Annotated in this window: 22 protein-coding genes; 9 read left to right on the top strand and 13 right to left on the bottom strand. The window is 64.9% G+C overall.

Going from position 1 to position 24,575, the window contains the following annotated elements:
* The first annotated feature begins 157 nt into the window (after positions 1 to 157).
* The 4 genes from EJ068_RS19025 to EJ068_RS19045 all read left to right on the top strand — a co-directional run bounded on the left by EJ068_RS19025 (position 158) and on the right by EJ068_RS19045 (position 4,674).
* On the top strand, positions 158 to 1,156 hold the full coding sequence (locus EJ068_RS19025) for an ABC transporter ATP-binding protein (protein WP_126079710.1): 999 nt from the start codon (positions 158 to 160) through the stop codon (positions 1,154 to 1,156).
* A 283-nt stretch (positions 1,157 to 1,439) separates the two neighbouring features.
* Complete coding sequence (locus tag EJ068_RS19035; RefSeq protein WP_189342111.1) at positions 1,440 to 2,345, top strand: ABC transporter permease; 906 nt, start codon at positions 1,440 to 1,442, stop codon at positions 2,343 to 2,345.
* Complete coding sequence (locus EJ068_RS19040; RefSeq protein WP_127249809.1) at positions 2,335 to 3,150, top strand: ABC transporter permease; 816 nt, start codon at positions 2,335 to 2,337, stop codon at positions 3,148 to 3,150. Before EJ068_RS19035 ends, EJ068_RS19040 begins: the two co-directional genes overlap by 11 nt.
* A gap of 96 nt (positions 3,151 to 3,246) precedes the next feature.
* A complete protein-coding gene (locus tag EJ068_RS19045; protein WP_127249810.1) occupies positions 3,247 to 4,674 on the top strand; it encodes a gamma-aminobutyraldehyde dehydrogenase in 1,428 nt (475 codons plus the stop codon).
* A gap of 197 nt (positions 4,675 to 4,871) precedes the next feature.
* Here the strand turns inward: EJ068_RS19045 and EJ068_RS19055 are convergent, their stop codons facing one another.
* From EJ068_RS19055 to EJ068_RS19100, 10 genes are all read right to left on the bottom strand, one after another.
* On the bottom strand, positions 4,872 to 6,281 hold the full coding sequence (locus EJ068_RS19055) for an FAD-binding oxidoreductase (RefSeq protein WP_127249811.1): 1,410 nt from the start codon (positions 6,279 to 6,281) through the stop codon (positions 4,872 to 4,874).
* Between the two features lie 329 nt (positions 6,282 to 6,610).
* Complete coding sequence (locus EJ068_RS19060) at positions 6,611 to 6,925, bottom strand: hypothetical protein (protein WP_127249812.1); 315 nt, start codon at positions 6,923 to 6,925, stop codon at positions 6,611 to 6,613.
* Between the two features lie 55 nt (positions 6,926 to 6,980).
* Positions 6,981 to 7,343 carry a nuclear transport factor 2 family protein gene (locus tag EJ068_RS19065; protein ID WP_126079704.1) on the bottom strand — a complete coding sequence of 121 codons (363 nt, stop codon included), beginning with the start codon at positions 7,341 to 7,343 and terminating at the stop codon, positions 6,981 to 6,983.
* A 102-nt stretch (positions 7,344 to 7,445) separates the two neighbouring features.
* Positions 7,446 to 8,999 (bottom strand): alpha/beta fold hydrolase, encoded by a 1,554-nt coding sequence (locus EJ068_RS19070; RefSeq protein WP_126079703.1) that lies wholly within the window; start codon positions 8,997 to 8,999, stop codon positions 7,446 to 7,448.
* A 114-nt stretch (positions 9,000 to 9,113) separates the two neighbouring features.
* Entirely contained in the window at positions 9,114 to 9,425 is a 312-nt protein-coding gene (locus EJ068_RS19075; RefSeq protein ID WP_127249813.1) for a formate dehydrogenase subunit delta, read from the bottom strand.
* On the bottom strand, positions 9,415 to 10,245 hold the full coding sequence (gene fdhD / locus EJ068_RS19080) for a formate dehydrogenase accessory sulfurtransferase FdhD (RefSeq protein WP_127249814.1): 831 nt from the start codon (positions 10,243 to 10,245) through the stop codon (positions 9,415 to 9,417). The genes EJ068_RS19075 and fdhD overlap by 11 nt, the downstream gene beginning before the upstream one ends.
* A gap of 3 nt (positions 10,246 to 10,248) precedes the next feature.
* Positions 10,249 to 13,161 (bottom strand): formate dehydrogenase subunit alpha, encoded by a 2,913-nt coding sequence (gene fdhF, locus EJ068_RS19085; protein WP_127249815.1) that lies wholly within the window; start codon positions 13,159 to 13,161, stop codon positions 10,249 to 10,251.
* Between the two features lie 10 nt (positions 13,162 to 13,171).
* Positions 13,172 to 14,728, bottom strand: coding sequence for an NADH-quinone oxidoreductase subunit NuoF (locus tag EJ068_RS19090; protein WP_127249816.1), 1,557 nt, complete (start codon positions 14,726 to 14,728; stop codon positions 13,172 to 13,174).
* The gene (locus EJ068_RS19095) at positions 14,725 to 15,204 is read right to left on the bottom strand and encodes a formate dehydrogenase subunit gamma (protein ID WP_126079698.1); all 480 of its coding nucleotides are present in this window, start codon (positions 15,202 to 15,204) and stop codon (positions 14,725 to 14,727) included. Before EJ068_RS19095 ends, EJ068_RS19090 begins: the two co-directional genes overlap by 4 nt.
* A 193-nt stretch (positions 15,205 to 15,397) precedes the next feature.
* Positions 15,398 to 16,297 (bottom strand): LysR family transcriptional regulator, encoded by a 900-nt coding sequence (locus EJ068_RS19100; RefSeq protein ID WP_126079697.1) that lies wholly within the window; start codon positions 16,295 to 16,297, stop codon positions 15,398 to 15,400.
* A 159-nt stretch (positions 16,298 to 16,456) separates the two neighbouring features.
* On the opposite strand from EJ068_RS19100, the gene EJ068_RS19105 reads away from it, so the two are divergent.
* Together EJ068_RS19105 and EJ068_RS19110 are read left to right on the top strand one after the other, a co-directional pair.
* Entirely contained in the window at positions 16,457 to 17,098 is a 642-nt protein-coding gene (locus EJ068_RS19105; protein WP_127249817.1) for a DUF47 domain-containing protein, read from the top strand.
* Between the two features lie 3 nt (positions 17,099 to 17,101).
* Complete coding sequence (locus EJ068_RS19110) at positions 17,102 to 18,106, top strand: inorganic phosphate transporter (RefSeq protein ID WP_126079695.1); 1,005 nt, start codon at positions 17,102 to 17,104, stop codon at positions 18,104 to 18,106.
* A gap of 22 nt (positions 18,107 to 18,128) precedes the next feature.
* On the opposite strand, the gene EJ068_RS19115 is transcribed toward EJ068_RS19110, so the two are convergent.
* On the bottom strand, positions 18,129 to 18,500 hold the full coding sequence (locus tag EJ068_RS19115; protein WP_129554691.1) for a VOC family protein: 372 nt from the start codon (positions 18,498 to 18,500) through the stop codon (positions 18,129 to 18,131).
* Positions 18,501 to 18,700: 200 nt separating this feature from the next.
* Here EJ068_RS19115 and EJ068_RS19120 point away from each other — a divergent pair, with 200 nt between their 5' ends.
* A complete protein-coding gene (locus EJ068_RS19120; protein ID WP_127249819.1) occupies positions 18,701 to 19,873 on the top strand; it encodes an Mrp/NBP35 family ATP-binding protein in 1,173 nt (390 codons plus the stop codon).
* 16 nt (positions 19,874 to 19,889) lie between these two features.
* Here the strand turns inward: EJ068_RS19120 and EJ068_RS19125 are convergent, their stop codons facing one another.
* Entirely contained in the window at positions 19,890 to 20,339 is a 450-nt protein-coding gene (locus EJ068_RS19125) for a carbon monoxide dehydrogenase subunit G (protein ID WP_042647051.1), read from the bottom strand.
* A 151-nt stretch (positions 20,340 to 20,490) separates the two neighbouring features.
* On the opposite strand from EJ068_RS19125, the gene EJ068_RS19130 reads away from it, so the two are divergent.
* Together EJ068_RS19130 and EJ068_RS19135 are read left to right on the top strand one after the other, a co-directional pair.
* Positions 20,491 to 22,296: an IlvD/Edd family dehydratase gene (locus EJ068_RS19130; RefSeq protein ID WP_127249820.1), complete on the top strand. Its 1,806-nt coding sequence runs from the start codon at positions 20,491 to 20,493 to the stop codon at positions 22,294 to 22,296.
* Positions 22,297 to 22,420: 124 nt separating this feature from the next.
* Positions 22,421 to 22,819 carry a hypothetical protein gene (locus EJ068_RS19135; RefSeq protein WP_127249821.1) on the top strand — a complete coding sequence of 133 codons (399 nt, stop codon included), beginning with the start codon at positions 22,421 to 22,423 and terminating at the stop codon, positions 22,817 to 22,819.
* 150 nt (positions 22,820 to 22,969) lie between these two features.
* Here EJ068_RS19135 and EJ068_RS19140 read toward each other — a convergent pair whose 3' ends face one another.
* Positions 22,970 to 24,559 (bottom strand): trimethylamine methyltransferase family protein, encoded by a 1,590-nt coding sequence (locus EJ068_RS19140; RefSeq protein ID WP_127249822.1) that lies wholly within the window; start codon positions 24,557 to 24,559, stop codon positions 22,970 to 22,972.
* Positions 24,560 to 24,575: the final 16 nt, after the last annotated feature.

Here is a 24,575-nt window from a genome sequence, read left to right on the forward strand (position 1 = left end):
TGGGGAGGGTCGACGCTTGAGCGTCAGGGTGGGGCTGTCTGATGGTTCGCGCTGTCACCCCCACCCGCGGCTTCGCTGCGACCTCCCCCATCGAAGGGGGAGGTAGAGCGCCGCGCGAACTCGCCTTCGTTCAACCGGAACTGAACTGACGGGGCCCATGACCTCTGCCGTTTCCTTCAAACAAGTCTCACGCCATTTCGGCAGCGTGCGCGCGGTCGATGCGGTCGATCTGGAGATCGCGCCGGGCGAGTTTTTCGCCATGCTCGGGCCGTCCGGTTCCGGCAAGACGACGTGTCTACGGCTGATCGCCGGTTTCGAGCAGCCGACGGCTGGCTCGATCTCCATCTTCGGCGAGCGCGCCGAAGGCGTTCCGCCCTATCGTCGCAACGTCAACACCGTCTTCCAGGACTATGCGCTGTTCCCGCATCTCAACGTGCTCGACAACGTCGCCTACGGCCTGATGGTCAAGGGCGTCGGCAAGGCCGAGCGGCTGAAGGCTGCGGAGGAAGCGCTGTCGCTGGTGCGCCTGCCGGGCTATGGCGCGCGCCGCCCAGGCCAGCTTTCCGGCGGCCAGCGCCAGCGCGTCGCGCTCGCCCGGGCGCTGGTCAACCAGCCCAAGGTGCTGTTGCTCGACGAGCCGCTCGGCGCGCTCGACCTCAAGCTGCGCGAGAACATGCAGGAGGAATTGAAGTCGCTGCAGAAGGCGCTCGGCATCACCTTCGTCTTCGTCACCCACGACCAGGGCGAAGCGCTGTCCATGGCCGACCGCGTCGCCGTCTTCAACGACGGCAGGATCATGCAGGTCGGCACGCCGGAAGATATCTATCAGCGGCCGAACACGCGCTTCGTCGCCGATTTCGTCGGCTCGTCCAACGTGCTGCCGCCGGATTTCGTTCAGCGCTATTCCGGCCAGCATCGCTGGGGCAGCCTGCGCCCGGAATCCATCCGCGTTTCAAGCGCGACCAGTGGCGACGGCGTCGCCGCGCGCCTGGTCGGCACCAACTATCTCGGCGCCACGACAAGGCTGGCGCTCGATGCCGAGGGGTTGAGGCTGCACGCGGTGGTGCCGGCGGGAACGGCGCTGCCGGCCGAAGGCGAGGCGGTGACGCTCACCTTCAACCGCGATAGCCTGCATCTGATGGATGAGCCGGCGTGATGAAGGCTTGTGCGAGGCCCCCCTCTCTGTCCTGCCGGACATCTCCCCCTCAGGGGGGGAGATTGGCTGTCCCTTCGGGTTTCGCCAATCTCCAACGTGTCAGAATTGGCGAGGCCGAGAAACTGCTGATCTCCCCCCTTGAGGGGGAGATGTCTGGCAGGACAGAGAGGGGGGCGAAGGATCGCGGCCTCTCCCACGATCGCCCTCAACACGCGGTGGCGCCATGACCATCGCCGCTGTTCAGTCCAACCCCACTCCCGCCATCCTGCCAGTCAGCGGCGGCATGCGCGGCGCGCTTTCCGACCTCTTCTGGCGCCGCCCGAAATTCCTGCTCACCCTGATGCTCGCCCCGCCGCTTTTGTGGCTCGGCATCGTCTATATCGGCTCGCTCTTCGCGCTGCTGGCACAGAGCTTCTTCTCGATCGACGAGTTCTCGGGCCTCATCAACCGCGAGTTCACGCTAAAGACTTATGGCGATCTGCTGCAGGCCGCCAATCTCGACATCATCCTGCGTACGGTGACGATGGCGGCACTCGTCACGCTTGCCTCGGCGGTCATCGCCTTCCCCATCGCCTATTACGCGGCGCGCTATGCGCGCGGCCGCTGGAAGGCGCTGTTCTATCTCGGCGTCATGCTGCCGTTGTGGTCCAGCTACCTGGTCAAGATCTACGCCTGGAAGCTGATCCTCGCCAAGGAAGGCATCCTCACCTGGCTGCTCGCCAAGCTGAACCTGCTCTGGCTGCTCGACGCCTGGCTGTCGCTGCCGATCGTCGGCGGCAACTCGCTGTCGGTCTCCTTCACCGGCACCTTCATCGTCTTCGTCTATGTCTGGCTGCCCTTCATGATCCTCCCTGTGCAGGCCGCGCTCGAGCGCGTGCCCGGCAACCTGGTCGAGGCCTCGTCCGATCTCGGCGCCTCGCCCGGCCAGACCTTCCGCAACGTGCTGTTCCCGCTGGCGCTGCCCGGCATCGTCGCCGGCTCGATCTTCACCTTCTCGCTGACCTTGGGCGACTACATCATCCCGCAGATTATCGGCACGTCACGCCTCTTCATCGGCCAGGCCGTCTATTCGCAGCAGGGCACCGCCGGCAACATCCCGTTGGCCGCCGCCTTCACCGTGGTGCCCATCGTCATCATGGGCTTCTATCTCTGGGGCGCCAAGCGCATGGGGGCTTTCGATGCGCTCTGACCGTGGCCAACGTGCTCCGCTCGGCCTGAAGATCGCCGCCGCCTGCGGCCTGCTGTTCCTGCACCTGCCGATCCTGCTGATCTTCGTCTACGCCTTCACGACGGAAGAGAAGAGTTTCGTCTGGCCGCCGCCGGGGCTCACCACGCAATGGTTCGCCGTTACCTGGAACCGGCCGGACGTATGGGATGCGCTGTCGCTGTCGGTCCGCGTCGCCGCCATCTCGACGGCGATCGCGCTGGTGCTCGGCACGCTCTGCGCCGCCGCCGTCTCGCAGACCCACTTCTTCGGCCGCGAGGCCATCTCGCTCTTGGTCATCCTGCCGATCGCGCTGCCCGGCATCATCACCGGCATCGCGCTGCGCTCGGCCTTTTCGCTGGCCGACATTCCCTTTTCGTTCTGGACGATCGTGCTCGGCCACGCCACCTTCTGCGTGGTCGTCGTCTACAACAACGCCGTCGCCCGCTTCCGCCGCACCTCGGGATCGATGATCGAAGCCTCGATGGATCTCGGCGCCGACGGTTTCCAGACCTTCCGGCATGTCGTGCTGCCGAACATCGCAACCGCCCTGCTCGCCGGCGGCATGCTTGCCTTCGCGCTCTCCTTCGACGAGGTCATCGTCACCACCTTCACCGCCGGCCAGCAGCAGACGGTGCCGATCTGGATGCTGGAGGAGCTGATCCGTCCGCGCCAGCGCCCGGTCACCAATGTCGTTGCTATGGTCGTCGTGCTGGTGACGCTGCTGCCGATCCTCGTTGCCTATTACCTGACCCGCGACGGCGACCAGATCGCGGGGAGTGGGAAATGAAAACAGCGAGTAGCGAATAGCGAGTAGCGAATACGGTTCGGCTGTCGATCTCCCTATTCGCTACTCCCTATTCGCTCCTAATCAGGGAGAAACCCAATGGACACCCAGATGCTCATCGGCTCGAAATTCGAGAAGGGCACCGAAACCGAGGAGCCGATCCTCAATCCAAAGACCGGGGCAACCATCCTCAACCTGCCGGAAGCAAGCCCGGCGCAGATCGAGGCGGCCGTCAGTGCCGCCGAGCGAGCGTTCGTCAGTTGGTCGCGTACCACGCCGGCGCAGCGCTCCGGCTACCTGCTCAAGATCGCCGACCGCATCGAGGCGGAAGCCAAGGAGTTCGCGGCGCTAGAGGCGCTGAATTGCGGAAAGCCGATCAATGCCGTGCTCAATGACGAGATCCCGGCGATCGTCGACTGCTACCGCTTCTTCTCCGGCGCGGTGCGCTCAATGCCCGGTCAGGTGGCCGGCGAATATATTGCGGGCCACACCTCGATGGTGCGGCGCGACCCTATCGGCATCGTCGCCTCGATCGCGCCCTGGAACTATCCGCTGATGATGATGGCTTGGAAGCTGGCGCCGGCGATCGGCGGCGGCAACACGGTCGTCTTCAAACCATCGGAACAGACGCCGCTGACATCGCTCAAGCTGGCGAAGATCCTCGCCGAAATCCTGCCCGAGGGTGTCGTCAATGTCGTGCTCGGCCGCGGCGACAGTGTCGGCAACACGCTGATCAACCACCCCAAGGTCAACATGATCTCGATCACCGGCGATGTCGCCACCGGCAAGAAGGTGCTGCAGGCGGCCGCCAAATCGGTCAAGCGCACGCATCTGGAGCTTGGCGGCAAGGCGCCGGTCATCGTCTTCGACGACGCCGATCTTGGCGCCGTGGTCAATGGCCTGCGCGCCTTCGGCTATTACAATGCAGGCCAGGACTGCACCGCCGCCTGCCGCATCTATGCCGGCAAGAAGATCTACGACAAGCTGGTCGCCGATCTCTCTTCCGCTGTCTCGACCATCAAATACAACCAGCCTGACGACACCGAGAACGAGATCGGCCCGCTGATCTCGCGCCGCCAGCGCGACCGCGTGTCGAGCTTCGTCGAGCGCGCTTCCGAACTGAAGCACATCGAGATCACCACCGGCGGCAAGCCGGGGGAGGGCTCCGGCTTCTACTACCAGCCGACGGTGGTCGCCGGCGCGCTACAGGAAGACGAGATCGTGCGCCGCGAGGTGTTCGGCCCGGTCGTCTCCATCACCCGCTTCGCGGACGTAGACGAAGCAGTAAGTTGGGCCAACGATAGCGACTACGGCCTTGCCTCGTCGGTGTGGACCAAGGACGTCGCGCGCGCCATGGCGACCGCCGCTCGTCTGCAATATGGCTGCACCTGGATCAACACGCACTTCATGCTGACCAACGAGATGCCGCATGGCGGCCTGAAACAGTCAGGCTACGGCAAGGACATGTCGCTCTACGCGCTGGAGGATTACACGGCTGTCCGCCACGTCATGGTGGCGCACGGCTAGTCCCTTGCGAGAGGGGCCGGATTGCCCATTGCCCGTAGCAAATCCGATGGCAATCCGGCCTCTATCCCCTACGTGGGCGGAGGCGGCGTAAGAACTAATGCATGTCGCCCAGAAGTGTGCGCGGTTCTGGGACAACGACATGCATCAAAACAAAGACTTAAACCGCGTCGCCTGAGCCCGGCTCAGCGCGACGCGGTTTAAGCGGCCGTCCTCCCTTGCATCTCCGATGCCGCGGGCTTGATGTTCTGGTTGACCCTAAAGATGTTGAACGGGTCGTAGATGCGCTTCACCTGGCTAAGCCGCTCGTAGTTTGCGCCATAGCTCGCCTGCACGCGCGCTTCTCCTTCGTCCTCCATCATGAAATTCACGTAGCCGCCTTCGCCGTTGTGGGGATGGATGCTCGCCCAGTAGGTCTTGGCCCATTTGGTGAGGTCGGCGGCCTTGGCCGGATCGGGATCGATGGCGGCGATGACCATCGACCAGGTCGCGTCGCGCGCATTCCATGCCGTCTCGTTCTTGCCGACGCGGCGAACGGCGCCGTCGATCGGGTAAAGATGCATCAGCGACAATTCGCTTGGCGCCGCGGCGGCCTGCGCGATATGGGTCGCGATGGCTTCGTCGGGAAGCGACCTGACGAAATCGCCCTTCCAGTACCATTGCAGGCCTTTCGGAAGCAGCGGGTCGAACATTGCCTGCAAGGCCGGGAACGGCATCACACCCATCCAGTTGAAGATCGGCGGCGGCAGATTGTCGAGCAGCGGCGCCATGGCCTTGCGCCCGTCCTCCTCGCTGCCGTTGTAGCAGGAGATGATGGCGCAGGCGCGCTTGCCCCAATATTCGCGCGGGAAGGGATCGGTCGAGGGAACGGTCTTCAGGCCGACAAACGCGCCGAGATCCTCCGGCGCCTCCGGCAGATAGTCGCGATAGGTCTGCATGACGGCCATGGCGTCCTTGGCCTCCCAGAACACCGGGCCGCCGAAGATCATGTTCACGGGATGGGCCTGGAACAGGAAGTTGGTCACGATGCCGAAATTGCCGCCGCCGCCGCGAAGCGCCCAGAACAAATCGGGGTTCTCGGCTTTGCTGGCGGTCACCACTTTGCCGTCGGCCAACACCAGATCGGCTTCGACCAGATTGTCGATGGTGAGACCGTATCTGCGCGTGAGATAGCCTGTACCGCCGCCGAGGGTCAGGCCGGCAACGCCGGTGGTCGAGACGATGCCGGCCGGAACGGCGAGCCCGAAAGGATGGGTGGCATGGTCCACGTCACCTGAATTGCAGCCCGGCCCGACTCTCACGGTGCGCGTTTTCGGATCGACATGGACACCCTTCATCATCGACAGGTCGATGACGAGACCGTTGTCGCAGATCCCCAGTCCGGCGCCGTTGTGGCCTCCGCCGCGCACGGCGATCAGCAGGTCGTTGTCGCGGGCGTATTTCACGGCGGCGATCACGTCGGCGACATCGGCGCAGCGCGCAATCAGCAGCGGGCGCTTTTTGATCATGCCGTTATAGACCTTGCGGGCCTCGTCATAGCCGGCATCGTCGCGCAGGATCATCTCCCCGCGCAGGCTTTCACGCAGTTTTGCATGGGCTTCGTCGGTCATTGGTTTGCTCCCTTGATTGCGCCGGCGCATGGCGCGCCGACGCGACGCATGTGTTGCTTCGTTTGCTCGCCTCGTCGGGCGGATGCGTTGGCTGGTGCAGGAAGAGCACATTGCACCAATCCGGCCCCCGCCGCTTCGCCCGAAAGGACCAGCGGGGCATGGCCCGGGAGAGCCATTGGCACGGCAGCCAAAGCGGATGCCGTGACTGACCGACGGGCCGGTTCCTGATTTGGGTCGATCCGGTGACGTCGAGTGGCCGCCTGCCTCGCCGCCGCTCTTCCCGTCATGTTCGCCGCTGCCTCTTCGGCCCTCGGCTATTTCGCAATCAACTATTCCACGATCCGGAAGATCTGCCACTGGCTGGTGCCCGACACCACATAGGGCTCCAGCTCCTTGCCCCACTTGGCGTGCGCGTCGATTTTGGCGATCTTGGCAAAGAACGCTTCCAGCTGGGCCAGGCTTTCAACCTCGTGATGGGACTCGATCGTCGCTTCGCGCGCGCCGATCGAACCCGTCATGAGGCGGAAATTCAGGTCGGCCAGACCGATCTGCGAGCCGATCTCGCGCTCCCATTTCCGCATCAGCTCAAGTGCGGTCTGCTTGTGGCCGAACCTGGCGTCGATCTGCCATCTGGCGCTGAACATCTCGGTTCTCCCTCACCACTGCGGCCGAGGCCGCTGTTGATTTGTCCGCGATTGATTATTCGTCCCAGGCCTGCACGACGGTCTGCCGCGCGATCAGGCCGTTCCTCAGCTCCAGCATCGCCGCGCAAACCACCTTGGTGCCGTCCGGATAGGCGCAGGCTTGCATGAAGGCGAGGTTGTCGCCCTCTGCGATGGTGGCGTCGACCTTGTGGGTCATCGCCCGGCTGCAGATGTCGTCCCAGAAGATGCTGATCGCCGCGCGGCCGCGGATTTCGCGCGGCTTGCTCGGCGGGTTGTTGCGGTCGACGACGCGCACCAGCGCATCGTCGGTGTAGAAGCTCGACAGCAACTTGCCGTCACGGCCCTCGATCGCCTTCTTGATCGCCGCGCCGTCCACCGTCTTTGTCTTGGTCAACATCTTGTCTCTCCATGGCCCCGCAGTGCCTTCCTGGCTGCCTGCATTGGGATAATTGATACCTCCTACGCGTCCCGACCGCTTCGCCCGAAAGCGCCATGGCTCTCATGGCCCGTCCGGGCCAGCATGCCTGGCCGAGAATGCCGCTGCCGCCGCCCGCGACGGCAGGTCGAGCTTGAGCAATATGTTGGCGACATGGCGCTTGACCGTGTGCTCGCTGAGGTCGAGCTCGGCTGCGATCGCGGCATTGCTCTTGCCGTCGGCGATCAGGCTCACCACCTCGCTCTCGCGAGCCGTCAGCGTTGCCGGTTCGGCCGGCTTGGGCTTGGGACGGCAGGCCGGCTCCAGATGCTGTTCGGCCGTCACCTGCACCAGCGCCAGCGGCTCGTCCAATTCGTCGAGGCTGATTCGGCCGGCATCGGTGAAATGCAGCCCGGAACCCGCGGCCAGGTCGGCGACCAGCCTTGAGCAGAGGATGTGCCCGCGCTCGGCATGGGCGGCAAGCTGCATGGCCACACGCGCTGTCAGCCCCGTCGGCGGTCCGCGTATTTCGATCTCGCCGACATGCACCCCTTGCGCGCTTGCCACGCCAATTTCCTGGGCCGCCTCGCGCAGCAGCGCCGCGCAGCGCACGGCACGCGCCGGGCCATCGAAGCGCGAGATCATCAGCTCGCCATGCGTGCCGGCGACGCGCCCGCCATGGCGGCCGACCAGCATGTGCCAGTTCTCCTGGAAGCGCAGGCTGCGTTCGCTCCACAAGCGGTCGCCGAGCCGCGCGGTGTCGTAGATGCGTGTCACCAGAAGTGCTGCGAGCACGCGTTCCACAACGGCCACCGTCGGCTCCCCGGTCAGGAATTCCTCGATCAGGTCGGCCACGCGGTCGACGTCGCCGGTCCAGATCGGGTGGTCGCGCCCCGAAATCTCGACCAGGCGGGCGCCTGGGATCTTTCTGGCCAGGAAGCGGCTGGCGTCGGGATCGACTCGGGCGTCGTTGCGGCGATGGATCAGGTAAGTCGGCACGCTGATCGTCCCGAGCATGTCGCGCACGTCTATGCCGGCATTCATGCGGGCAAGCGCCGTAGCGGCCGTCGGGCTGGCCGACAGCCGCTCGAACCGGCCCCACCACTGAGTGAAGTGGGTATCGTCGACCCGGCCCGGCGCGAAATTGGGCAAGGTCGCGCCGGTGCCCCAGGATGTTTCCGCCGTCTCGATGAATGCTTCCAGCCGTTCCGGCGGCATCACCCATTTGTGGAAATGCGCATAGCCGCCGTAGAGCACCAGCGCCCGCGTCCGCTCCGGATAGGTGGCGGCGAACAGCATCGCCATCGGCGCGCCTTCCGAGGCGCCGAGGATAGCGGCACGGCCGCTGCCTGTGGCGTCCATCACCGCTCGGACATCGTCCATGCGCGTCTCGAGGCTGGGCAGGTGGCGGGTGTCGACGCGGTCGGATAGCCCGGTGCCGCGCTTGTCGAACAGGATCAGCCGCGAGAAGGCGGAGAGCCGTTTCAAGAGGCGGCTGTAGCCCTCGTCTTCCCAATGCAGGTCGAGATTGGAGATGAAGCCCGGTACGAAGACGAGATCGAAAGAGCCCTGGCCGATCACCTGATAGGCGATCCGCACATCCCCGCTACGGGCGTATCTGGTCTCGATCGGCCTCACGCGAACTACCCCGCCCGGCCAGACGACTTTCTGCCGCCAACCATAGCAGAGCCGTGCCGATAGCGGCAGCTTAAACTTTAGCGGAAAGGAATATAACGCCGTCCGGTCGCTACATCATTCCTGCGAAGCGGCGATATCGGCCGGAAAGGCTGTGACCCCAAGCTTCCTGTCGGCCTCCGCAGGGGAGATCGGCCGCTTGATCCTGGCCGAGGCCGCGATCACCAACGCGTCGAAATCCTCAGCGTCGCCGTCGAGCAGCTCGAAGAGCTGCCGCCGCATCCGGGGTTCCCAGAATTTGTTGATGTGCTCCGCCAGCCCGGCAATGCCTTCCTCGCGCGGCTTCGAGTGGAAGAAGGTGGCGATCTGGTTGGCCATGCGCACCAGCTTTTCCCTGGTGCTGGCGATGTGGTCTTCGTCATGCGACATGCTTGGCAACTCCGGAAGCCACCCGTTCGGGGTGGGTGAAAATATCGAAATCGTCGCCGCGCACCAGCGCCACCAGCGTCATGCCGGCGGCATCCGCCGTGCGGATGGCAAGCGCCGTCGGCGCCGAAACCGCCATGATGATCGAAGCGCCGATGGCGGCCGTCTTCTGCACCATCTCGACCGAGACGCGCGAGGTCACCACGACCGCGCCGCTTGCGCCATCGATGCCTGCCTTGGCCAGCGCGCCGGCGAGCTTGTCCAGCGCATTGTGCCGCCCGACATCCTCGCGCGCCATCACGACGCCCTTGCCGGGCACGTAGAAGCCGGCCGCATGCACCGCGCCGGTCTCGGCATGCAGCGGCTGAACCTTCGACAGCAACCGGACGGCGCTCGTGATGTCTTCCGCTTGAAGCGTAAGTTTTGACGCACCAACTGCCTCGACCGAGCGCATCGCCTCCTCGATGGACTCAATGCCGCACAAGCCGCAGCCGACCGGTCCGGCCAGCCGGCGCCGCCGCGCCTGGAAGCGCGTGTTGGCCTGGTCCTTCAGCCTGATCTGGATGTCGATGCCGGCGCCGAGATCCTCGACCTCGATCGCCTCGATTTCTTTCGGATCGGCGATGATACCCTCGGTCAGCGAGAAGCCGAGCGCGAAATCCTCGAAATCGGCTGGGCTTGCCATCATCACCGCATGCGTGGTGCCGGCAAAGGAGAACGCCACCGGCGTCTCTTCCGGCACCATGCGGTTCGCGGCCGCGGTGCCGCCGGCGCGATGCGCGAGCCGCGTAATTTGCGTCGTCGCTTTGCGGCGCGCGCCCAAGGACTACTCCGCTGCCGCCAGCGGGGCGATACGCCGGCTCTGCTTGGCCTGCTCGTTATAGTCCTTCTGCCAGTCGGTCGGGCCGTTGGACGGCGCCACCTGCACGGCGGTGACCTTGTATTCCGGACAGTTGGTCGCCCAGTCCGAGAAGTCGGTGGTGATCACATTGGCCTGCGTGTCCGGATGGTGGAAGGTCGTGTAGACGACACCGGGCGAGACGCGGTCGGTGATCAGCGCGCGCAGCGTGGTTTCGCCGGAGCGGCTCGCCAGCCGCACCCAGTCGCCTTCGCGCACGCCGCGAACCTCGGCGTCATGCGGATGGATCTCCAGCCGGTCCTCGGCATGCCAAGCAACGTTCTCCGTGCGCCTGGTCTGCGCGCCGACATTGTACTGCGACAGGATGCGGCCGGTGGTGAGCAGCAGCGGATAGCGCGGGCCTGTCCGCTCGTCCGTCGCCACATATTCGGTGCGGATGAACTTGCCCTTGCCGCGCACGAAGCCGTCGACATGCATGATCGGCGTGCCGAGCGGCGCCTTCTCGTTGCAGGGCCACTGCACCGAGCCGACACGGTCAAGCAGCTCGAACGAGACGCCGGCGAAGCTCGGCGTCGTCTTGGCGATCTCGTCCATGATCTCAGACGGATGGGTATAGTTCCAGTCGAGCCCGATGGCGCGGGCAAGCTCCTGCGTCGCCTCCCAGTCGGCGTAGCGCGCCTTCGGCTCGATGACCTTGCGCACCATGTTGATGCGGCGCTCGGCATTGGTGAAGGTGCCGTCCTTCTCGAGGAAGGTCGAACCCGGCAGGAAGACATGCGCGTAGTTGGCCGTCTCGTTGAGGAAGAGGTCGTGCACCACGACGCATTCCATAGCGGCGAGACCGCCGGCGACATGCTTGGTGTCGGGATCGGACTGCAGGATGTCCTCGCCCTGGATGTAGATGCCCTTGAACGAGCCGTCGACGGCGGCGTCCAGCATGTTGGGGATACGCAGGCCGGGCTCGTCGTCCAGCTTCACACCCCACAGGCTCTCATAGATGTCGCGCACCGCTTCGCCCGAGATGTGGCGGTAGCCCGGCAACTCATGCGGGAAGGAACCCATGTCGCAGGAGCCCTGCACATTGTTCTGGCCGCGCAGCGGATTCACGCCGACGCCCGGACGGCCGATATTGCCGGTTGCCATGGCGAGGTTGGCGATCGCCATCACCGTGGTCGAGCCCTGGCTGTGTTCGGTGACGCCGAGGCCGTAATAGATCGCGCCATTGCCCCCCTTGGCGTAAAGGCGCGCGGCACCCCGGATGGCTTCAGGGTCGACGCCGGACAGCTTGCCGACCGTCTCCGGGCTGTTCTCCGGCAGGGCGACGAAGGACGCCCAGTCCTGAAACTCGGCCCAGTCGCAGCGCTCGCGCACGAAGGCTTCGTTGTAGAGGCCCTCGGTGACTATGACATGCGCCAGCGCCGTCAGCACCGCCACATTGGTGCCGGGCTTCAGCGGCAGGTGATAGTCGGCCTCGATATGCGCCGATTTCACCATCTCGGTGCGGCGCGGATCGAGCACGATCAGCTTGGCGCCCTGGCGAAGCCGCTTCTTCAGCCGCGAGGCGAACACCGGATGGGCGGACGCCGGATTGGCGCCGATGATGACGGCGACGTCGGTGAACTCGACCGAATCGAAATCCTGCGTACCGGCCGAGGTGCCGTAGGTCTGGCCGAGCCCGTAGCCGGTCGGCGAATGGCAGACGCGCGCGCAGGTGTCGACATTGTTGTTGCGGAAGCCCTGCCGCACCAGCTTCTGGACGAGATAGGTCTCCTCGTTGGTGCAGCGCGAGGAGGTGATGCCGCCGATCGCGGTGCGTCCATACTGATACTGGATGCGGCGGAATTCCTTCGCCGTGTGGGCGATCGCCTCTTCCCAGCTCACTTCGCGCCACGGATCGGTGATCTTCTCGCGGATCATCGGCGACAGGATGCGGTCCTTGTGCGTGGCGTAGCCATAGGCAAACCGGCCTTTCACGCAGGAATGGCCGTGGTTCGCCTTGCCGTCCTTGTAGGGCATCATGCGGATGACCTCGTCATCCTTCACTTCGGCCTTGAACGAGCAGCCGACGCCGCAATAGGCACAGGTGGTGACAGCCGAGCGCTCCGGCATGCCTTTTTCCAGCACCGTCTTCTCGCGCAGCGCATCGGTCGGGCAGGCCTGCACGCAGGCGCCGCAGGAGACGCATTCCGAAGCGATGAAATCCTCATGCATGCCGGCGACCATGCGCGATTCGAAGCCGCGGCCCTCGATGGTCAGCGCGAAGGTGCCCTGCACCTCTTCGCAGGCGCGCACGCAGCGCGAGCAGACGATGCACTGCGCCGGGTCGTAGGTGAAATAGGGGTTGGATTCGTCACGGGCGATATAGTCGACCGCGAGCGAGCCATGGCCGGGCGCGACGCCGCCTTCTTCCTTGACGTGATTGCGGCCCTCGACGCCGTAGCGGTTTTCGGTCAGACCCACCGACTTCGCGACCGCGTCGAACTCGCTGGCGCCGGTGCCGGCCTTCTCGTTCCAGGCCATCGGATGGTCGGAGACATAGAGCTCCATGACGCCGCGGCGGATGGCGTCGAGCCGGTCCGACTGCGTGCGCACCACCATGCCTTCGCCGACCGGCGTCGTGCAGGAGGCCGGCGTGCCGCCGCGCCCTTCGATCTCGACCAGGCAGACGCGGCAGGAGCCGAAGGAATCCAGCATGTCGGTGGCGCAAAGCTTCGGAATCTCGACCCCGCCCTCCATCGCCGCGCGCATGATCGAAGTGCCTTCCGGCACCGTGATGCTCTGCCCGTCTACCGTCAGCGTGACCTGCCTCGTCGCTTTCGACTCCGGCGTTCCGTAGTCGATCTCTTCGATGAGTGTCGGGAAGTCGGCCTTGATGTTCATCTGCCAGCTCCTATTCAGCCGCCACGCGCGCTGGCGCGGGCTTGAAATCCTCGGGGAAATGCGTGATCGAGCTCATCACCGGGTAGGGCGTGAAGCCGCCCAGCGCGCAGAGCGATCCGAACTTCATCGTGTTGCAGAGGTCGGTGACCAGAGCGAGGTTCTTCTCCGCCTCGATGCCCGCGGCGACCTTGTCCAGAACCTCCACGCCGCGCGTCGAGCCGATGCGGCAGGGCGTGCACTTGCCGCAGCTCTCGATGGCGCAGAACTCCATTGCAAAGCGCGCCTGCTTCAGCATATCGGCCGTGTCGTCGAACACGGTGATGCCGGCATGGCCGATCAGTCCGTCGCGCTTGGCGAATTCCTCATAGTCGAAGGGGGTGTCGAAGAGCGCGCGCGGGAAATAGGCGCCGAGCGGCCCGCCGACCTGCACCGCCTTCACCGGACGCCCGGAAGCCGTGCCGCCGCCGATGTCGTCGACGATCTCGCCCAGCGTCAGGCCGAAGGCCGTCTCGAACAGGCCACCATTCCGGACGTTGCCTGCGATCTGGATCGGGATCGTGCCGCGCGAGCGGCCCATGCCGAAATCCTTGTAGAAGGCGGCGCCCTTGTCCATGATTACAGGCACCGAGGCCAGGCTGATCACGTTGTTGATCACCGTCGGCTTGCTGAACAAGCCTTGGATGGCCGGCAGCGGCGGCTTGGCGCGCACCACCCCGCGCTTGCCCTCGAGGCTGTTCAAGAGCGAGGTTTCCTCGCCGCAGACATAGGCGCCGGCGCCGACGCGGATCTCCATGTTGAAGGCGTTGGGCGAGCCCAGCACGTTGTGGCCCAGCACGCCGGCCTTGCGGGCGATCGCGACGGCCTTGTTCATCGTCGCCACCGCATGCGGATATTCCGAGCGGATATAAACGAAACCCTTGGTCGCGCCGGTGGCGATGCCGGCGATCGCCATGCCTTCGATCAGCACGAAGGGATCGCCTTCCATGATCATGCGGTCGGCGAAGGTGGCGCTGTCGCCTTCGTCGGCGTTGCAGACGATGTATTTCTGCGCGCCAGCCGTATCCAGCACCGTCTTCCACTTGATGCCGGTCGGGAAGCCGGCGCCGCCGCGGCCGCGCAGGCCCGACTCGGTAACCTGCTTGACGACATCGGCCGGCGTCATGGCGACGGCGTTCTGCAGGCCGCGCAGGCCGCCCAGCGACTTGTAGGCATCGAGCGACAGCGGATCGTTGATGCCGCAGCGCGCGAAGGTCAGCCGCGTCTGCTTGGCGAAGAAGGGGATCTTGTCGGGCGCGCCCAGCCAGCGCTTGTGGTGGCCGCCGGTGAGAAAACCGCTGTCGAACAGGCTCTTGACGTCGGACGGCTTGACCGGCCCGTAGGCGACGCGACCCTTGTCGGTCGCCACTTCGACCATTGGCTCGAGGAAATAGGCGCCGCGCGAGCCGTTGCGCACGATCTTGGCCTCGACGCCGCGCTCCTTGAGCTCCTTCTCGATCGCCCTGGCGACCTTCTCGGCACCGAGCGCCAGCGCGCCGGAATCTGCGGGGATATAGATGCGCGGGATCATGAACGCACCTCCGCGACGATCTCTTCGATCTTCTCGTCATCGAGCCGGCCGATGACTTCGCCGTCGAGCATCGCCGACGGCGAGCAGGCGCAAAGCCCGAGGCAGTAGACCGGCTCCAGTGTAACCGATCCGTCGCGCGTGGTCTCGTGGAAATCGATGCCGAGCAGCTGCTTGACCTTGGCCGCGACCGCATCCGACCCCATCGACTGGCAGGCTTCCGCCTGGCAGAGCTTGAGCACATGCCGTCCGGCGGGCTTGGCGCGGAAATCGTGATAGAAGCTGACCACGCCATGCACTTCGGCGCGGGAAAGGTTCAGCCCGTCGGCGATCACCGGCAACGCGTCCTTCGGAACGTATCCGAACTCTTCCTGTATGCTGTGCAGGATCGGCAGCAGCGGGCCCTCGAGGCCCTTCATCTCATCAATGATCGCCGCCGTGCGCGACGCGATCTCGGTACTTGCGGCCTGCATGGTCACGCAGCGCCCTCCCTGGTCGTGGCGGCCAATGTATGTCACCCCAGGATATAGAGCGTTTTCGGGGCAACGACATGCATAGGGCGCAATATCGCTAAGTCCTTACGAAATCAGAGGAAACCTCCGAAATCAATAAAGCGCTCCCGTCGATCGATAGAAATTTCCTATCGAACAGCGGTGGCCCGCATTCTCTAACCTAGCGATGACGGCGGAAATCGTCTGCCAGCGCCATCGCCTCGTCCAGCAGCGCCTGCACCAGCGGCGTGTGCGGCTCGCGGGGTGCTGCCACCAGACCGACCGTGTGACTGGCGTCCGGCTCGACGATCGGAATGGCCCGGATCGGCTCCGAAAAGCCGAACGTTTCCGCGAGGTTGAGCGGCATGATCGACGACCATTTGCCGGTGCGGATATGCGAGAACAGCACGATCATCGAGTTGGATTCCAGCGTCGGCCGGACCTGCACGCCGGCCTCCGCCAGATGCTGGTCGATGATGCGGCGGTTCTGCATGTCAGGCGTCAGCAGGCAGAGCGGCAGCTGGCTGATCTCGGCCCACGTCACTTTGTCGCGATCGGAATAGGGGTTCCCGACCGCGGTGATCAACTGGTAGCGCTCGTCATAGAGCGGCACGCTGATGACGCGCCCGAGCGGCTCGTTGTCGAGATAGGTGATGCCGGCATCGACGTCGAAATTGCCGAGCAGCGACAGCACCTCGATCGAGGTCCGCGACAGGATGGAGAAGGTTACGCCCGGATGCTTTTCGCGAAACGGCGTCGTCAGCCGCGCCACCATTGCCAGCGCCGTCGGAACGGCGGCGATGCGGATACGGCCGGCAAGGCCGTGGCGCGCCGCCCGCATCTCCTCGCGCATCGTCCTTGTGTCGCCGACGATGCGTCGCGCCCAGCCCAACACCTGCCTGCCTTCCGGCGTCAGCCCCTGGAAGCGGGAGCCGCGCAGCACCAGCATGACGCCGAGCTGCTCCTCGAGCTGCTTGATGCCGGCCGACAGCGTCGGCTGGGTGACGCCGCACACCTCCGCCGCCCGGCCGAAGTGCTCCTCCTTGGCCAGTGCCAGAAAGAACTCCAGTTTGTCGATCATGCTATCCGATCCAACGCGGTTTAGCTCAAGGTCGGGGAAATCGCATCGCTTCGCAAGACGCACGCACAATCGGACCTCGTCCACATTTTTGAGCCGGCTATCTGTTTTCCCGCGCCGCACATGGCGCTATGTGGGGTAGGGCGGATTGAGGAGGACGACATGCTGGGCTGGTTTCGCAAGCTGTTGCCGCGCGAGGATCGCTTCTTCGATCTGTTCGAGCGGCATTCGCGCACTGTGGTCGGCGGCGCCGAAGCCCTTCAGCATCTTCTCAACGGCGAGGACATCGACGGCTGGTGCCAGACGATCGTCGATCTCGAAAACGAGGCCGACGGCATCACCGCCGAGGTCCTGCTTGCCGTTCGGCGCTCCTTCATCACGCCCTTCGATCGCGGCGACATCAAGGATTTGATCCAGTCGATGGATGACGCCATCGACATGATGCACAAGACCGTCAAGACGGTGAAACTGTTCGAGGTGAGGGAGTTCGACCCGCTGATGCGGGAAATGGGCGGCGTCATCGTCCAGGCAGCCCGGCTGGTCGCGGAGGCGATCCCGCTGCTCGGCAAGGTCGGCGCCAACGCAGCGCGCCTCAACGCCATCGCCGAGGAGGTCATGCGCGTCGAAGGCCGCGCCGACGACCTGCACGAGCAGGGCCTCAAGGATCTGTTCAGGCATCACGGCCGCAGCGACCCGATGGCTTACCTGATCGGCTCGGAGATCTACGGCCAGCTGGAAAAGGTGGTCGACCGCTTCGAGGACGTCGCCAACGAGATCAGCGGCATCGTGATCGAGAACGTTTAGGCGATGGAGGCCACGATCGCTTTTCCGCTGCTGATCGGCCTCGTCGCCGTGGCCCTGTTCTTCGATTTCCTGAACGGCCTGCACGACGCCGCCAATTCGATCGCCACCATCGTTTCCACCCGGGTGCTCAGGCCGCATTACGCAGTGTTCTGGGCGGCTTTCTTCAATTTCATCGCCTTCCTGTTCTTCGGCCTGCATGTGGCCGAGACGGTCGGGAAAGGCATTGTCGACGCCAGCATCGTCACGCCGGCGGTGATCTTCTCGGCACTTGTCGGCGCCATCGTCTGGAACATCGTCACCTGGGTCGCCGGCATTCCGTCGAGCAGTTCGCACGCCCTGATCGGCGGGCTGGTCGGCGCCGGCGTCGCCAAGGCCGGGACCGGCGCCATCGTCTGGTCCGGGCTCGGCAAGACGGTCGCGGCGATCGTGCTCTCGCCGGCGACCGGATTCGTGCTGGCGCTCGTCCTGGTTCTCGTCGTCTCCTGGCTGTTCGTGCGCCAGACGCCATTCGCCGTCGACAACACGTTTCGCGTGCTGCAGTTCTTTTCCGCCTCGCTCTATTCGCTGGGACATGGCGGCAACGACGCGCAAAAGACCATGGGCATCATCGCCGTGCTGCTCTATTCGCAAGGTATGCTCGGCCAGAGCTTCTACGTGCCGCTGTGGGTGGTCCTCACCTGCCAGTCGGCGCTGGCCCTGGGCACGCTGCTCGGCGGCTGGCGCATCGTGCACACGATGGGATCGAAGATCACGCGGCTGAACCCAATGCAGGGTTTTTGCGCTGAGACCGGCGGCGCCATCACGCTTTTCGCCGCCACCTGGCTCGGTGTTCCGGTCTCGACCACCCACACCATCACCGGCGCCATCATCGGCGTGGGCGCCGCCCGCCGCGTCTCCGCCGTGCGCTGGGGCATTGCCGGCAACATCGTCGTCGCCTGGGTGATCACCCTGCCGGCGACGGCGGCGATCTCGGCGTTGACCTATCTCGTCACACGGTTGGCCGGATGATCGGCCTCAACTCGTAGCGGGGCTACTTGTCCACCAGGTTCAGGATGTTGCCGTCGGGATCCCTGAACCAGGCGACTTTCATCCCGTAGCCGACATGGATGTCGCCCTCCAGCGTCAGCCCGGGCATATCGTAGTGCTCGAAGCTGACGCCTTTCGCCCGCAGCGACTTGACGATCGGCTCGATCTGGTCGCCGACCGTCCACGTCACCGCCGTTGCCTTGTTGGTGCCGGCAAATTGCGAATGGTAGACGGAGCGTGTCGCCGCTTTATAGACGACGAGTTCGCCGCCCATGTCGTCGACCTGTTTGAGGCCGAGCATTCCCTCGTAGAACGCCTTGGCCTTTTCCAGGTCTTTCACCGCGAGATTGGCTGTCGCATTGCTGTTTTCGAGCATGACGATTCCTTCACGCTTGTCGTGATGGCAAGGGAGATAGCGCGGGCGGCTCGTTTGGCCATGACAGGGCTCGAATGCCGGTTGGCAGATCCGACATCATCCGTCGCTTTCCGGGGCACGCCGGCTGAGCGATTGCGCCACGGCTTGGTTCTGGCGGGAAACTGCACTATCTGGAACGCCAAAGTCCCGAGGAAAGATCAATGACCGTCACCAAGGAATCCGTCATCGAGCGCCTGAAGACGGTGAACGGGCCGGACTTCACCGGCAACATCGTCGATCTCGGCATGGTCTCGGAGATCTTCATCGCCGATTCCAAGGTGTTCTTCTCCATCACCGTTCCCGCCGCGCGCGCCCAGGAACTGGAGCCGCTGCGCGCCGCGGCCGAGCGCGCGGTGAAGGCCATCCCCGGCGTCGCCAGCGCCGTCGTCGCGCTGACGGCGGAGAAGAAGGGCGGCGGCATGGAAGCGCCGGTTCCGGCGCGCCCGGCAGCGCCGAGGCCCGCAGCCCCGCAGCCGTCACAGCGTCCCGCGCCACAGGCGCCGGCTTCGCACAGCCACGGCAGGCGCGGCGTGCCCGGCATCGACGCCATCATCGCCGTCGCTTCCGGCAAGGGCGGCGTCGGCAAGTCGACCACCGCCGTCAACCTGGCGCTCGGCCTCGCCGCCAATGGGCTGAAGGTCGGCGTGCTCGATGCCGATATCTATGGCCCGTCTATGCCGCGGCTGCTCAACATCCATGGCCGGCCGCAGACGGTCGACGGCAAGATCCTGAAGCCGATGCAGAATTATGGGCTGAAGGTCATGTCGATGGGCTTCCTCGTCGATGAGGAGACGCCGATGATCTGGCGCGGCCCGATGGTGATGTCGGCGCTGACGCAGATGCTCCGCGAGGTCGAATGGGGTCCGCTCGACGTGCTGGTGGTCGACATGCCGCCCGGCACCGGCGACGCCCAGCTCACCATAGCGCAGCAGGTGCCGCTTGCCGGCGCCGTCATCGTCTCCACTCCGCAGGACCTGGCGCTGATCGACGCGCGCAAGGGCCTCAACATGTTCAAGAAGGTCGACGTGCCGCTGCTCGGCATCGTCGAGAACATGAGCTACTTCCTCGCACCCGACACCGGCAAGCGCTACGACATTTTCGGCCATGGCGGGGCGCGCCGCGAGGCCGAGCGCCTCGGCGTCACCTTCCTCGGCGAGGTGCCGCTGGAAATGGGCATCCGCGAAAGCTCGGACGCCGGCACGCCGGTGGTCGCCTCCAAGCCCGAGGGCGCCGAGGCGAAGATTTATCGCGACATCGCCTCGAAGGTCTGGGATCGGGTCCAGGAAGAGCGCGGCGCGGCCGAAGCCGCCGTGCCGAGCATCGTGTTCGAGTAGCCCTCCAGGGCAGGGGTCAGGCGCCGACCTTCTCGCCAAACGTCGAGAAGAACTGCCCCGCGAGCTTCTTCGATGTCGACTGGATCAGCCGGCTGCCGAGCTGCGCGATCTTGCCGCCGACCTCGGCCTTGGCGGCGTATTTGAGCACCGTCGCATCCGGCCCGTCCTCGGTCAGCGTCACGTCGGCGCCGCCCTTGGCGAAACCGGCAATGCCGCCCTTGCCTTCGCCCTGGATGGTGTAGGAATGCGGTGGCTTGAGGTTCTTCAGCGTCACTTCGCCGTTGAAGGTCGCCTTGATCGGCCCGATCTTCAGCACCACGGTCGCCGCCATCTCGGTGTCCGAATTCTTCTCGAGGCTCTGGCAGCCCGGAATGGCTTCTTTCAGGATCTCCGGGTCGTTGAGGGCTTCCCACACTTTTTTGACTGGTGCGGCGATCCGCTCCTCGCCTTCGATCACCAAAGCCATCAAACCCCTCCCGGATTGCTGTTATCGATTGGTCGTAGCGCGCGGCCCGTAACAAGTCTATCGCACCAAAGTCCGGGTCCCGGCTGCGTCTACCTCTTGCTTGCGCTCGCGCGTTGTCCTATCGATTTGTCATACAAATACGGAGACCACCATGGCAGGCGCCCCCACCAGGAAGAAGAAATTTCGCTCGCAGGAGTGGTTCGACAACCCCGACAATCCAGGCATGACGGCGCTCTATCTCGAGCGTTATCTGAACTATGGCCTGACGCGCGCCGAGCTGATGTCGGGCAAGCCGCTGATCGGCATCGCGCAGACCGGTTCCGATCTTTCGCCCTGCAACCGCCACCACCTCGAGCTTGCCAAGCGCGTGCGTGAAGGCATCGTCTCGATGGGCGGCATCCCCTTCGAGTTCCCGTGCCATCCGATCCAGGAGACCGGCAAGCGCCCGACCGCCGCGCTCGACCGCAACCTTGCCTATCTCAGCCTCGTCGAGGTTCTTTACGGCTATCCCCTCGACGGCGTCGTGCTCACCATCGGCTGCGACAAGACCACGCCGGCGTTGCTGATGGCGGCGGCCACCGTCAACATTCCGGCGATAGCGCTGTCGGTCGGTCCGATGCTCAATGGCTGGCACAAGGGCAAGCGCACCGGCTCCGGCACCATCGTCTGGGAGTCACGCCAGCGCCTGTCTGCCGGCGAGATCAACTATGACGAGTTCATGGACATCGTCGCCTCCTCGGCGCCGTCGACCGGCTATTGCAACACCATGGGCACCGCCACCACCATGAACTCGCTGGCCGAGGCGCTCGGCATGCAGCTCCCCGGTTCGGCCGCCATTCCGGCGCCCTATCGCGAGCGCGGCCAGATCGCCTACGAGACCGGCAAGCGCATCGTCGACATGGTGCATGAGGACCTGAAGCCTTCCGACATCATGACGCGCCAGGCCTTCGAAAACGCCATTGTCGTCAACTCGGCCATCGGCGGCTCCACCAATGCGCCGATCCACCTCAACGCGATCGCCCGCCATCTCGGCGTGCCGCTCGACAATGACGACTGGCAGAAGATCGGCCTCAACGTGCCGCTCCTCGTCAACCTGCAGCCGACCGGCGAATATCTTGGCGAAGACTATCACCATGCCGGCGGCGTGCCGGCGGTCGTCGCCGAATTGATGAAGGCGGGGCTCCTGCCGCATCCCGATGCGATCACCGCCAACGGCAAGTCGATGGGCGACAATTGCCGGGATGCCGTCAACGAGAACCACGAGGTCATCCGCAGCGCCGACCAGCCGCTCAAGGCCAATGCCGGCTTCATCAATCTCAAGGGCAATCTGTTCGATTCCGCCATCATGAAGACCAGCGGCATCTCGCCCGAGTTCCGTGAGCGTTATCTCTCCAATCTGAACGATCCGGAGGCCTTCGAGGGCAACGCCATGGTCTTCGACGGGCCGGAGGACTACCACGCCCGCATCGACGATCCGGCGCAGGGCATCGACGAGCACACGATCCTGTTCATGCGCGGCGCCGGTCCGGTCGGCTATCCGGGCGGCGCCGAGGTGGTCAACATGCAGCCGCCAGCCTACCTGATCAAGAAGGGCATCCATTCACTGGCCTGTATCGGTGACGGCCGCCAGTCCGGCACGTCCGGTTCGCCGTCGATCCTCAACGCCTCACCGGAAGCCGCGATCGGCGGCGGCCTCGCGCTGCTGAAGACCGGCGACCGCGTCCGCATCGACCTGAAGAAGGGCACGGCCAACATTCTCGTCAGCGACGAGGAGATCGCCAAGCGGCGCGCCGCACTTCAAGGCAATGGCGGCTATCACTATCCCAAGCACCAGACGCCGTGGCAGGAGATCCAGCGCGGCATGGTCGACCAATTCTCGGCCGGCATGGTGCTGAAGCCGGCGGTCAAGTACCAGGACGTAGCCCACACCAGCGGCGTGCCGCGCGACAATCACTGAAAGTCGACCAAATCATGAGGGCGGCTCGCCTCCGGCGGGCCGTCCTTTTTCGTGCCCTTGTCTCAGCCACGCTCAGCCCACAGATAAGGTCGATCTCGGCAGGCCGCGAAGGGGAGAGATCATCGTGGCGAAACGGCGTTCTTCCCTGGGCTTCCTCGGCATGTTCGGCCGCTCGGGCGACCTGCGGCAGTTGGATGAGGCGTTGCGCAAGGCCGACCTGCATCCTGCCCTGGTTCCCGAAGGCGTAAAACTCACCATCGTCAATCTGATGAACGACCGCTGGCCGGACGAGCCGCCGGCCGACGCGTATAGCTCGGTGGCGCAGCTTTGCGGCTATTGCGTCGCCGGGCCGGACGTGTTCGAGCAGGCCAATGGCCGTGAGCCGACCTTGGCGGTCGAGCGCCGCATCGAGGCGGCGCTGGAGGCCGGCGACAGTTTCGACGCGCAGATCGTGCTGATGACGCTGCACGCCAAGCTGATCAACCCGGTAGTGGTCGAGCGCTACGGACTGAGGGCCGGTTGACTTGCAGGTAGGAGGCGTTGAGATTGAGGTCAGGCCGAGTCGAAAATGGTGGGCTCCGAGAACCGGAGCGGAGCGTACTTAAGTACGTGAGCACCGGAAGCGCAGGAGACGGCCATTTGCAGGCCGGCCTCACCTGAATATCAATGTCTCCTAGCCGCCCATGCCGCTGCGCGGCAGCTTGATCATCTCGCCGAAGCGGGCGCGCAGTTTGTCGTCGAGCAGGCGCGAGACGTGGCGCGGGAAACGCTCGGCAAGCACGCGCTTCTTCTCCGCGATCGCCCGCGACAGGATGTCGGGCCGGCCCTTTTCGTTCCATTCCTTGGGCGAGAAACGGTCGCCGACGGCGGGATAGAAATACTCGGTCTGCATCAGCTTCAGCGTCTGGTCGTTGCCGAGATAGTGTCCGGGACCCTTGAGGCAGACCTCGGCGATGGTGTCGATCGACAGCGCATCGTCGGTCACCTCGATGCCGCGCACGCAGCGCAGGCAATGTCCCAGCATGTCATTGTCGATGATCAGGCTTTCGAGGCAGAAGCCGAGCAGCGAGGCATGCATGCCGGCCGATTCATAGACCAGGTTGAGGCCGGACAGCCCCGCCATGACATTGGTGATGCCCTTCTCGTAACCGGCCTGGATGTCGGGCAGCTTCGAGTCCGACATGCCGGCGGCCGAGCCGCCGGGCAGGTCGTAATATTGCGCCATCTGCGCGCAGGCCGCCGTCAGCACCGCCTGCTCGGCCGAGCCGCCGGACATGGCGCCGGTCCTGAGGTCGGAGACGAACGGCCAGGTGCCGAAGATCGCCGGATGCCCGGGCTTGATTGCGTTGACATAGACCAGGCCCATCAGCACTTCCGCCACCGCCTGCACGACGGCGCCGGCGATCGCCGCTGGCGCGGTGGCGCCGGCCTGGCCGGCAGACAGAAGCAGGATCGGAATGCCGCCCTCGACGCAGGCTTCGAGCACGCCGCAGGCGTCCTCGGCGAACTTCATCGGCGGCACGACGAAGCAGTTCGAGTTCGACACGAAAGGCCGCGCCCGGAAATTCTCTTCGCCGCCGGCGATCGCATAGAGCATCTCCAGCGCCGGCTTGACGTTCTCACGAACGGTGAACGAGGTGCCGACATGCTTGGAGGTCCCCATCACGCAGGCATAGAGCGTGTTGAAATCCATATCGAGCGGGTCGGGAATGTCGCGCGGCACCATGGTGCGCTGGAAGAAATGGATGTTGTCCAGCCCGTCGACGAGACGGGCGGCGTCATAGAGGTCCTGCAGCAGCGATTCGCGATATTCGCGCTTCTCGACATCGACCAGATGCACCGCCGCGCCCGCCGTGCCGTAATGCACGCGTTTGCCCTGGATCAGCATGTCGTGCTTGGGATCCTGGCCGTAGAGGGTGAAGTTGCGCGCCGCCCTTTTGATCTTGTCCAGCACCAGCGCGCGCGGCAGCCGGATGCGGCCGTCGTCGCCATAAATGCCGCCGACCCGGGTCAGCGCTTCGATGCAGGACGGGATGGCATTGGCGAAGCCGACCGTCTCCAGCAGCGTCAGCACCGCTTCGTGGATGCGTTCCTGGTCGTTCTGGCTCAACGGCCCGTAGCTGCCGCCTTCAAGCCCAGGCCGCACCGGGCGGATGTCGTCGGCCAAGGGCGCCGCCCGCATCGCGCGGCGCGCTTCGCGCCCGCCGGAACGCCGCGAACGCTGGTCCGACGACGCTTCCTGCTTCTCAAGAGCCACTGACATCGAAGCACTCCACCTT

The organism is Mesorhizobium sp. M2A.F.Ca.ET.043.02.1.1 (assembly GCF_003952405.1).
GTDB lineage: Bacteria > Pseudomonadota > Alphaproteobacteria > Rhizobiales > Rhizobiaceae > Mesorhizobium.